Below are 9,176 nucleotides of genomic sequence, written 5' to 3' on the forward strand. Positions count from 1 at the left end.
CCGCATCGCTGCGGCGCTGCCTCATCAGCCTTCGCTGTCGGAACCGACCAGGTCGCGACGCCGTGCCTGCAGCGTCGAATACTTGATACCGCGACGGGCAGCCACATCCTTCGGATGCATCTGGCCCTTCAGCGCGTCGAACGTGGCGCGAACCATGTTGTACGGATTCGAGGAGCCGAGCGACTTGGCGACCACATCGTGCATGCCGACCGCTTCGAAGACGGCGCGCATCGGGCCACCGGCGATGATGCCGGTACCGGCCTCGGCCGTGCGCAGCAGCACCTTGCCGGCGCCATGGCGGCCATGCACGTCGTGGTGCAGCGTGCGCGCGTCGCGCAGCGGCACGAAGATCATGTCGCGCTTGGCGGCTTCCGTCGCCTTGCGGATCGCTTCCGGCACTTCGCGCGCCTTGCCGTGGCCGAAGCCGACACGGCCCTTGAGGTCGCCGACGACGACGAGCGCGGCGAAGCCGAAGCGACGACCACCCTTCACCACCTTGGCGACGCGGTTGATGTGGACGAGCTTGTCTACGAAGCCGTCGTCACGCTCTTCGCGATCGTTCCGTTCATTACGAGGCGCCATATCCTGTTCCTTGTTCTTTTCCGGAGGCGTCTGACAATGGAGCTCTACGGGAGAGGCTCCGGTGAAACCGGCGATATCGTCCGCGACGCGATCTGCGTCGCGCTATCCGGTCAGCGGGAACCCGCCAGGCCGAAGCCGGATGAAATCGAGCGGCTTAAAGCATAATCCGGCGGCAGGGAAAACCCTGACCGCCGGAAAATAACATCCCAACGATGACGGCGCCCGAAAGCGCCCTTCCCCGCGTCAGAAGTTCAGGCCACCTTCACGGGCCGCATCGGCAAGCGCCTTTACGCGACCATGATAGATGAACGAACCGCGGTCGAAGACGACATCGGTCACGCCGGCCTGCTTGGCGCGCTCGGCAACCAGCTTGCCGACCGCCTTGGCGGCCTCGACATCGGCGCCCGTCTTGAGGCCACCGCGAAGCGACGTGTCCAGGGTGGACGCGGCCGCGAGCGTGTGACCGACGGAGTCGTCGATGATCTGGGCGTAGATGTTCTTGGAAGAACGATGAACCGACAGACGGGGACGCCCATTGGCGACCGCCTTCAGCGATCGGCGAACGCGGGCCGCGCGGCGCCGCAAAATATCTTTCTGGCTAGCCATGACCCGGACCTTACTTCTTCTTGCCTTCCTTGCGGACGATCTTCTCGCCAGCATAGCGAACGCCCTTGCCCTTGTAGGGCTCGGGGCCGCGATACTCACGGATCTCCGCGGCGACCTGACCGACGCGCTGCTTGTCGATGCCGGTCACCACGATTTCCGTCGGCTTGGGGACGGCGATCTGGATACCTTCCGGCACCTCATAGACAACGTCATGGCTGAAGCCGAGCGCGAGTTGCAGGTTCTTGCCCTGCATCGCGGCACGATAGCCGACGCCGGTGATTTCGAGGCGCTTCTCGAACCCGTCCTTCACACCCATCAGGATGTTCGAGATCATGGTGCGGGACATGCCCCACTTGGAACGCGCGTCCTTGGAGCCGTCGCGCGGATCCACCTGGATGGATCCGTCCTCGAGCTTTACGAGGACCTCATCGTTGACCACGAAGGACAATTCGCCCTTGGGCCCTTTCGCCTTGACGGTCTGCCCCTCGACGGACGCCGTCACGCCGCTCGGAAGGGAGACCGGCTTTTTACCAATACGAGACATCGTCAAACCTGTCCGTTATACGGTTGGTCGGTTGCCCTGCCGGTCAGAAGACGCGGCAGAGCACCTCACCACCGACATTCTGTTCGCGTGCGCTGTGGTCGGCCATCACGCCCTTGGGCGTTGAAAGGACCGAGATGCCGAGGCCGTTGGCGACCTGCGGGATCGTCTTCGACGACACGTAGACGCGGCGGCCAGGCTTGGAGACGCGCGCGATCTCACGGATCACAGGTGCCCCCTCGTAGTATTTCAGCTCGATGTTGAACTCGGCAGTGCCGTTTTCAAACCGGGTTTCGCTGTAACCGCGGATGTAGCCCTCTTCCTTGAGGACATCCAGGACGCGAGCGCGCAGCTTCGACGCGGGCGTTGCCACCGTCGACTTGTTGCGCAGGATCGCGTTGCGGATACGGGTCAGCATATCGCCGAGCGGATCTGACAGAGCCATGATCTTCTCTCCTTACCAGCTCGACTTCACGACGCCGGGGATCTGGCCGTTATTGCCAAGCTCCCGGAGCGCGATACGCGACATCTTCAATTTACGATAATAGGCGCGCGGACGCCCCGTAACCTCGCAGCGGTTGCGCACGCGAACCTTGGTCGAGTTGCGGGGCAACTCGGCCAGCTTCAGCTGCGCACGGAAGCGGTCTTCCATGCTTGCGGATTGATCGGTGGTGATCGCCTTCAGCGCCTCACGCTTGGCGGCGTATTTAGCCACCAGGCGCTCGCGGCGCTTGTTCTTCTCGATCGCGCTCTTCTTTGCCATCTTCTAGGTCCTTTTCGCCTGCCGTTACTGGCGGAAGGGGAAGTTGAACGCCTTCAAGAGCGCCCGGGCTTCCTCATCGGTCTTCGCCGTCGTACACACGATGATGTCCATGCCCCACATCTGATCAACCTTGTCGTAGTTGATCTCGGGGAACACGATATGCTCCTTGAGGCCCATAGCAAAATTACCACGGCCGTCAAAGCTTTTCGGGTTCAGACCCCGAAAATCCCGCACGCGCGGAAGGGCGATCTGGATCAACCGGTCAAGGAACTCGTACATACGGTCCTTGCGCAGCGTTACCTTGGCGCCGATCGGCATGCCTTCGCGGACCTTGAAGCCCGCGATCGAGGTGCGTGCCTTGGTGATGACCGGCTTCTGGCCGGCGATCATCGCAAGGTCCTCGGCGGCGACGGACGGCTTCTTGGAGTCGCCCGTAGCCTCGCCAACACCCATGTTGATCACGATCTTGTCCAGGCGCGGAAGCTGCATCACGTTCGCATAGTTGAACTGTGACTGAAGCTCCTTGCGGATCTCGTCGCGATAGACCGCCTTCAGGCGGGGTTCGTATTTGGCCTCAGCCATCGATCTGTTCTCCCGAACGCTTGGCGACGCGAACCTTGCGGCCGTCTTCGAGGACCTTGAAGCCCACGCGCGTCGGTTTCCCATCCTTGTCCTGCAGTGCCAGGTTCGAAAGATGGATCGGCGCCTCCTTGGAGATGATCCCGGCCTCCTGCGAGGCGGACTGGCGCTGATGCCGCTTGACCATATTCACACCCCGAACGACCGCGCGGTCCTCCTTGGGCATGACCTGAACGACTTCACCGGAACGACCCTTGTCCTTGCCGGTGAGTACGACGACCTTGTCGCCTTTGCGAATCTTCTGCATGATTCCGGTTCCTCAGAGCACTTCCGGCGCCAGCGAGATGATCTTCATGTGGTTCCGACCACGAAGCTCGCGGGGGACCGGGCCGAAGATACGGGTGCCGACCGGCTCTTTCTTGTTGTCAATCAGGACGGCGGCGTTACGGTCGAACCGGATCACCGAACCATCGGCTCTGCGGATGTCCTTGGCGGTCCGAACCACCACGGCCTTCATCACATCGCCCTTCTTTACGCGGCCGCGCGGGATAGCCTCCTTGATGGACACGACGATCACGTCGCCCACCGAGGCGTACTTCCGCTTGGAACCGCCCAGCACCTTGATGCACATGACACGACGGGCGCCGGAATTATCCGCCACATCGAGGTTTGTTTGCATCTGAATCATGTCAGGCCGCCTTCAATAACGGACCGGGGAGCAGCGCATGAACGGCTCACCCGGGCAAAAAACTTCAGTTAGCCGCCGCTTGGTTAGCGACGACGATCCAGGTCTTGTCACGCGAGATCGGGCGCGTCTCCTCGATGGAGACGATATCGCCCACCTTGTACTGGTTGGACTCGTCGTGCGCCTTGTACTTCTTGGACCGGCGAACGGTCTTCTTGAAGAGCGGGTGCGTGAAGCGACGCTCCACGAGCACGACGACCGTCTTGTCATTCTTATCGGAGACCACGGTCCCCTGCAAAACGCGTTTCGGCATAGTGTTCTACCTTCAGGCCTTTTTCTCGGCCGCCTTCTGGCGTGCGATGGTCTTGATCCGGGCGATGTCGCGACGGACTTCCTTCACACGCGCGGTGTTCTCGAGCTGCCCGGTAGCACGCTGGAAGCGCAGATTGAACTGCTCCTTCTTCAGATTGCCGAGTTCCGTGTTCAGCTCATCGGATGTCTTGGTCCGGATATCGGAGGCTTTCATAGTCGCTCTCCCCTCACTCGGCAATGCGCTGGATGAAGCGCGTCTTGATCGGCAGTTTCGCGGCGCCCAGGCGGAGCGCTTCACGGGCGATGTCTTCGGGCACGCCGTCGATCTCGAACATGATCCGGCCGGGAGCAACCCTGGCCGCCCAGTACTCGATCGCGCCCTTGCCCTTACCCATGCGGACTTCGGTCGGCTTCGCGGTGACCGGCAGGTCCGGGAAGATACGAATCCACACCCGGCCCTGACGCTTCATCTGACGGGTGATCGCGCGGCGGGCCGCCTCGATCTGCCGTGCGGTGACCCGCTCCGGCTCCAGCGCCTTCAGACCATAGGCGCCGAAATTGAGCAGCGAACCACCCTTGGAGGCGCCATGGATACGACCCTTGAACGCCTTGCGGAACTTCGTGCGCTTTGGCTGCAACATTTCAGTCTACTCCGAAACCTGTTGATCAGGCGTGTTCGCGCTCGCGGCGACGGTTACCGCCACCGGATGCTTCGCCTTCGACCGCACGGCGCTCGGAGGCCAGCGGATCATGTTCGAGGATCTCACCCTTGAAGATCCACACCTTGACGCCACAGACACCGTAGGCCGTATGGGCCTCGGCCGTGCCGTAGTCAACATCCGCGCGCAGCGTATGCAGCGGGACGCGACCTTCGCGGTACCACTCCATGCGGGCGATCTCAGCGCCGCCGAGACGGCCGCTGCAGTTGATGCGGATGCCTTCGGCGCCGAGACGCATGGCGGACTGCACCGCCCGCTTCATCGCCCGGCGGAAAGCCACGCGACGTTCGAGCTGCTGGGCGATGGACTGGGCAACCAGTGTCGCGTCCGTCTCGGGCTTGCGGATCTCCACGATGTTGATGTGGGTTTCCGCGTTGGTCAGCTGCGCAAGCTTCTTGCGAAGCTTCTCGATGTCCGCGCCCTTCTTGCCGATCACGATACCCGGGCGAGCCGAGTGGATGGTGACGCGGCACTTCTTGTGCGGACGCTCGATGACGACCTTCGACACCGCCGCCTGCTTCAACTCGTCGAGCAGGTACTTGCGGATCGCCAGGTCCTCGTGGAGCAACTGGCCGTACTCACCGGTATTGGCATACCAGCGCGAGTCCCAGGTCCGGTTGATGCCGAGACGCAGGCCGGTCGGATTGACTTTCTGACCCATTACGCGGCCTCCTCTTCAGCCACTTCGCGCACCACGATCGTCAGGTGCGAGAACGGCTTCTCGACCCGGCTCGCACGACCGCGACCGCGGGCGTGGAAGCGCTTCATGGTGATCGACTTGCCGACGTAAGCCTCGGCGACGACCAGCGCGTCGATGTCGAGATCATGATTGTTCTCGGCATTCGCGATCGCGCTTTCCAGCGTTTTCTTGACCGTCTCGGCGATCCGCTTGCGCGAGAAGGTCAGGTCCGCGAGGGCGCGGTCGACCTTCTTGCCGCGGATCAGCTGCGCGACGAGGTTGAGTTTCTGCGGGCTGACGCGAAGCGTACGGGCTACCGCCCTGGCCTCGTTGTCCTTCAGCGCGCGCTCGGCCTTGGCCTTGCCCATGGTTACTTCCTCTTCGCCTTCTTGTCGGCGCCGTGGCCGTAATAGGTGCGGGTCGGGGAAAACTCGCCGAACTTGTGTCCGACCATGTCTTCGTTGACCGAGACCGGAATGTGCTTGGAGCCGTTATAGACGCCGAAGGTCAATCCGACGAACTGCGGCAGGATGGTGGAGCGGCGGCTCCAGATCTTGATCACTTCGTTGCGGCCACCCGACCGAGCCTTCTCTGCCTTCTTCAGCAGGTAGCCATCAACGAACGGACCCTTCCAGACGGAACGTGTCATAGAGAAATCCTTCCCTTACTTCTTGCGCTGATGGCGCGAACGCATGATGAACTTGTCCGTGGACTTGTTCTGACGCGTACGCTTGCCCTTGGTCGGCTTGCCCCACGGCGTGACCGGATGGCGACCACCGGAGGTACGGCCTTCACCACCGCCATGCGGATGGTCGACCGGGTTCATGGCAACGCCGCGGACGTGCGGACGCTTGCCGAGCCAGACGGCGCGACCCGCCTTGCCCAGATTGATGTTGCCGTGGTCCGGGTTGGACACAGCGCCGACCGTGGCGAAGCATGCACCCGGCACGAGGCGTTGCTCGCCCGAATTGAGGCGCAGGATCGCCATGCCCTGGTCGCGGCCCACGAGCTGGGCGTAGGCACCGGCCGAACGGGCGATCTGGCCACCCTTCTCCGGCTTCATCTCCACATTGTGGATGATGGTGCCGACCGGCATCGCCGAAAGCGGCATCGCGTTGCCCGGCTTGACGTCGACGCCGGACAGGCCGGACACGACCTGATCGCCGGCAGCAAGACGCTGCGGAGCCAGGATGTAGGCCATCTCGCCGTCTTCGTAGCGCAGCAGGGCGATGAAGGCGGTGCGGTTGGGATCGTACTCGATCCGCTCCACGGTCGCCACCGCATCGAGCTTGCGACGCTTGAAGTCGATCTTGCGGTAGGTCCGCTTATGACCGCCGCCCTGGTAGCGGGCGGTGATACGGCCGGTGTTGTTGCGGCCACCCTTCTGCGTCAGGCCTTCCGTCAACTGCTTGACCGGCTTGCCCTTCCAGAGACCCGAACGGTCCACGATCACCAGCTGGCGCTGGCTTGGCGTGACCGGTTTGAAATTCTTCAATGCCATCGATCTAAATCCTCAAGGCTCGCTCTCAGAGGCCGGTCGAGACGTCGATGCTCTGGCCTTCGGCCAAAGTCACGATCGCCCGCTTCTGGTCGCTCTGGCGGCCGGGGCGGCCCCGGAAGCGGCGTACCTTGCCCTTGCGGACGAGGGTGTTCACCGCCTTGACCTTCACGCCGAACAGCTGCTCGACAGCCGCCTTGATCTCCGGCTTGGTCGCATCGCCGGGGACATTGAAGATCACCTGGTTCTGTTCGGAGACCAGCGTCGACTTTTCAGTGATCACCGGGCTCGTAATGACGTCGTAATGGCGCAGGTCGGTCATTTGAAGCGCTCCTCGAGGGCCTCGACGGCGGCCTTGGACAGGACCAGCGTCTGGCGACGGAGAATGTCGTAGACGTTGATGCCCTGAATCGGCAGCACGTCGATGTTCGGGATGGCGCGAGCCGACCGGGCGAAGTTCGCGTCGAGCTCGGCGCCGCCGATGAACAGCGCGTTGCTCAGGCCGAGACCATTGAGCTGCGTTGCCGTCGCCTTCGTCTTGCCTTCCGTCGAGCTCAGATCGTCGACGACGATCAGGCTGTCCGACTTGAACTTGGCCGAGAGCGCATGGCGCAGCGCAAGCTGACGCAGCTTCTTCGGCAGGTCGTGCTCGTGGCTCCGGGAAACCGGGCCATGGGCCTTGCCGCCACCACGAAACTGCGGAGCGCGAGCCGAACCGTGACGTGCGCGGCCGGTGCCCTTCTGCTTGTACAGCTTGGCGCCGGTGCGCGCGATCTCGGCGCGACCGAGCGACTGATGCGTGCCCTGCTGGCGCTTGGCCAACTGGTAGCGCACCATGCGCTGCAGAATGTCCGCACGGGGCTCCAGGCCGAAGATCTCTTCTGCCAGGCTGACCGTGCCGGCGTCGCCGCCGCTGAGGGTCTTGATCTTGATGTCAACCATTACTCGGCTCCCTCGGCAGCCGTGGCTTCCGTACCGCTGTTGGCAGCGGCCGAGCGAAGCGCAGCCGGCTTCGGCGCGTTATCCGGAAGCGCGGCCTTGACCGCGTCACGAATGTAGATCCAGCCACCCTTCGAACCCGGGACGGCGCCCCGGATGAGGATCAGGCCCTTGTCGACGTCTGTACGGACGACTTCCAGGTTCTGGGTGGTGACGCGCACGCTACCCATGTGACCGGCCATCTTCTTGTTCTTGAAGACCTTGCCCGGATCCTGGCGCTGACCGGTCGAACCATGCGAGCGGTGCGAGACCGACACGCCGTGGGTCGCACGCAGACCGCCGAAATTATGACGCTTCATGGCGCCGGCGAAGCCCTTGCCGATCGACGTGCCGGTGACATCCACCAGCTGGCCGGCCACGAAGTGGTCCGCCGTGATCTCGGCGCCGACATCGACGAGGTTCTCGGGCGACACCCGGAACTCGGCGACCTTGCGCTTGGGCTCGACCGAGGCCTGGGCGAAGACGCCGCGCAAGGCCTTGGACGTGTTCTTGACCTTCGCCAGACCGGCACCGAGCTGAACGGCGGTGTAACCGTTCTTCTCCTGGGTGCGCTGCGCGACGACCTGGAGGTTCTCGACCTTGAGAACCGTGACCGGAACATGCTCGCCGGCGTCATTGTAGACGCGGGTCATGCCGACCTTCTGTGCTATAACACCTGAACGCATGGGCGTATTCCTTCCCGTGCTCGGATCAGAGCTTGATCTCGACATCGACGCCAGCGGCGAGGTCGAGCTTCATGAGGGCATCGACGGTCTGCGGCGTCGGATCGACGATGTCGAGGAGACGCTTGTGCGTCCGCATCTCGAACTGCTCGCGAGACTTCTTGTCGATATGGGGCGAGCGGTTCACCGTGAACTTCTCGATACGGGTCGGCAGCGGGATGGGCCCGCGCACATTCGCACCGGTGCGCTTCGCCGTCGAAACGATCTCGCGCGTCGATGCGTCCAGGACCCGATGGTCGAACGCCTTCAGGCGGATGCGGATATTCTGGCCGTTCATTGCATTCGTCCTCTCGTCGGAGCCTTGCCGGAGAACCGGTGCTATCCGAGCGCTTGTCAGTCTTCAGCCAATTCAACCGGAACGCTGAACCTCTCAGCGCACCAACCGCCCCGTCACCGGGGCTTTGACCGGCCCACCGCCGCAAGGCGGCGGGCCGAACCCGAAACTTCGTCGATTACTCGACGATAGCGGACACGATGCCGGCGCCGACGGT

Annotated in this window: 20 protein-coding genes; 1 reads left to right on the forward strand and 19 read right to left on the reverse strand. The window is 63.0% G+C overall.

Annotated elements, in window-relative coordinates; genetic code table 11:
• Window positions 1–24 precede the first annotated feature (24 nt).
• Window positions 25–582, reverse strand: a complete 558-nt coding sequence (rpsE, locus tag NDN16_RS17035; protein WP_251114660.1) for a 30S ribosomal protein S5 — start codon at window positions 580–582, stop codon at window positions 25–27.
• Between the two features lie 36 nt (window positions 583–618).
• On the opposite strand from rpsE, the gene NDN16_RS20985 reads away from it, so the two are divergent.
• Window positions 619–747, forward strand: a complete 129-nt coding sequence (locus NDN16_RS20985) for a hypothetical protein (protein ID WP_285292782.1) — start codon at window positions 619–621, stop codon at window positions 745–747.
• Between the two features lie 78 nt (window positions 748–825).
• Here NDN16_RS20985 and rplR read toward each other — a convergent pair whose 3' ends face one another.
• The 18 genes from rplR to rpsJ form a co-directional block, all read right to left on the reverse strand.
• The gene (gene rplR, locus NDN16_RS17040) at window positions 826–1,188 is read right to left on the reverse strand and encodes a 50S ribosomal protein L18 (RefSeq protein WP_251114661.1); all 363 of its coding nucleotides are present in this window, start codon (window positions 1,186–1,188) and stop codon (window positions 826–828) included.
• A 10-nt stretch (window positions 1,189–1,198) separates the two neighbouring features.
• Window positions 1,199–1,732, reverse strand: a complete 534-nt coding sequence (gene rplF, locus NDN16_RS17045; protein WP_251114662.1) for a 50S ribosomal protein L6 — start codon at window positions 1,730–1,732, stop codon at window positions 1,199–1,201.
• 43 nt (window positions 1,733–1,775) lie between these two features.
• The gene (rpsH, locus tag NDN16_RS17050; protein WP_039192582.1) at window positions 1,776–2,174 is read right to left on the reverse strand and encodes a 30S ribosomal protein S8; all 399 of its coding nucleotides are present in this window, start codon (window positions 2,172–2,174) and stop codon (window positions 1,776–1,778) included.
• Window positions 2,175–2,186: 12 nt separating this feature from the next.
• Window positions 2,187–2,492, reverse strand: coding sequence for a 30S ribosomal protein S14 (rpsN, locus tag NDN16_RS17055; RefSeq protein ID WP_251114663.1), 306 nt, complete (start codon window positions 2,490–2,492; stop codon window positions 2,187–2,189).
• A gap of 24 nt (window positions 2,493–2,516) precedes the next feature.
• Window positions 2,517–3,074 (reverse strand): 50S ribosomal protein L5, encoded by a 558-nt coding sequence (rplE, locus tag NDN16_RS17060; protein WP_060601031.1) that lies wholly within the window; start codon window positions 3,072–3,074, stop codon window positions 2,517–2,519.
• Window positions 3,067–3,378 (reverse strand): 50S ribosomal protein L24, encoded by a 312-nt coding sequence (gene rplX, locus NDN16_RS17065; RefSeq protein ID WP_039192573.1) that lies wholly within the window; start codon window positions 3,376–3,378, stop codon window positions 3,067–3,069. The genes rplE and rplX overlap by 8 nt, the downstream gene beginning before the upstream one ends.
• Before the next feature lie 12 nt (window positions 3,379–3,390).
• Window positions 3,391–3,759 (reverse strand): 50S ribosomal protein L14, encoded by a 369-nt coding sequence (gene rplN / locus NDN16_RS17070; protein WP_039192570.1) that lies wholly within the window; start codon window positions 3,757–3,759, stop codon window positions 3,391–3,393.
• 64 nt (window positions 3,760–3,823) lie between these two features.
• Window positions 3,824–4,069, reverse strand: coding sequence for a 30S ribosomal protein S17 (gene rpsQ, locus NDN16_RS17075; protein WP_039192566.1), 246 nt, complete (start codon window positions 4,067–4,069; stop codon window positions 3,824–3,826).
• A gap of 12 nt (window positions 4,070–4,081) precedes the next feature.
• Window positions 4,082–4,282: a 50S ribosomal protein L29 gene (rpmC, locus tag NDN16_RS17080; protein ID WP_039192561.1), complete on the reverse strand. Its 201-nt coding sequence runs from the start codon at window positions 4,280–4,282 to the stop codon at window positions 4,082–4,084.
• Between the two features lie 13 nt (window positions 4,283–4,295).
• Entirely contained in the window at window positions 4,296–4,709 is a 414-nt protein-coding gene (rplP, locus tag NDN16_RS17085) for a 50S ribosomal protein L16 (protein WP_039192558.1), read from the reverse strand.
• Between the two features lie 25 nt (window positions 4,710–4,734).
• Window positions 4,735–5,448 carry a 30S ribosomal protein S3 gene (gene rpsC / locus NDN16_RS17090; RefSeq protein ID WP_251114664.1) on the reverse strand — a complete coding sequence of 238 codons (714 nt, stop codon included), beginning with the start codon at window positions 5,446–5,448 and terminating at the stop codon, window positions 4,735–4,737.
• Window positions 5,448–5,834 (reverse strand): 50S ribosomal protein L22, encoded by a 387-nt coding sequence (rplV, locus tag NDN16_RS17095; protein ID WP_039192551.1) that lies wholly within the window; start codon window positions 5,832–5,834, stop codon window positions 5,448–5,450. The genes rpsC and rplV overlap by 1 nt, the downstream gene beginning before the upstream one ends.
• A 2-nt stretch (window positions 5,835–5,836) precedes the next feature.
• Window positions 5,837–6,115, reverse strand: coding sequence for a 30S ribosomal protein S19 (rpsS, locus tag NDN16_RS17100; RefSeq protein ID WP_039192548.1), 279 nt, complete (start codon window positions 6,113–6,115; stop codon window positions 5,837–5,839).
• Window positions 6,116–6,130: 15 nt separating this feature from the next.
• Window positions 6,131–6,967 (reverse strand): 50S ribosomal protein L2, encoded by an 837-nt coding sequence (gene rplB, locus NDN16_RS17105; protein ID WP_060601017.1) that lies wholly within the window; start codon window positions 6,965–6,967, stop codon window positions 6,131–6,133.
• Window positions 6,968–6,992: 25 nt separating this feature from the next.
• Window positions 6,993–7,286, reverse strand: a complete 294-nt coding sequence (locus tag NDN16_RS17110) for a 50S ribosomal protein L23 (protein WP_039192542.1) — start codon at window positions 7,284–7,286, stop codon at window positions 6,993–6,995.
• A complete protein-coding gene (gene rplD, locus NDN16_RS17115) occupies window positions 7,283–7,906 on the reverse strand; it encodes a 50S ribosomal protein L4 (protein WP_251114665.1) in 624 nt (207 codons plus the stop codon). Before rplD ends, NDN16_RS17110 begins: the two co-directional genes overlap by 4 nt.
• Window positions 7,906–8,628 (reverse strand): 50S ribosomal protein L3, encoded by a 723-nt coding sequence (gene rplC / locus NDN16_RS17120; RefSeq protein WP_251114666.1) that lies wholly within the window; start codon window positions 8,626–8,628, stop codon window positions 7,906–7,908. Before rplC ends, rplD begins: the two co-directional genes overlap by 1 nt.
• 25 nt (window positions 8,629–8,653) lie before the next feature.
• The gene (rpsJ, locus tag NDN16_RS17125) at window positions 8,654–8,962 is read right to left on the reverse strand and encodes a 30S ribosomal protein S10 (RefSeq protein WP_007066362.1); all 309 of its coding nucleotides are present in this window, start codon (window positions 8,960–8,962) and stop codon (window positions 8,654–8,656) included.
• Window positions 8,963–9,176 lie beyond the last annotated feature (214 nt).

Origin of the sequence: Aureimonas altamirensis, from assembly GCF_023702225.1 — a bacterium.
Taxonomy (GTDB): Bacteria; Pseudomonadota; Alphaproteobacteria; order Rhizobiales; family Rhizobiaceae; genus Aureimonas; species Aureimonas altamirensis_B.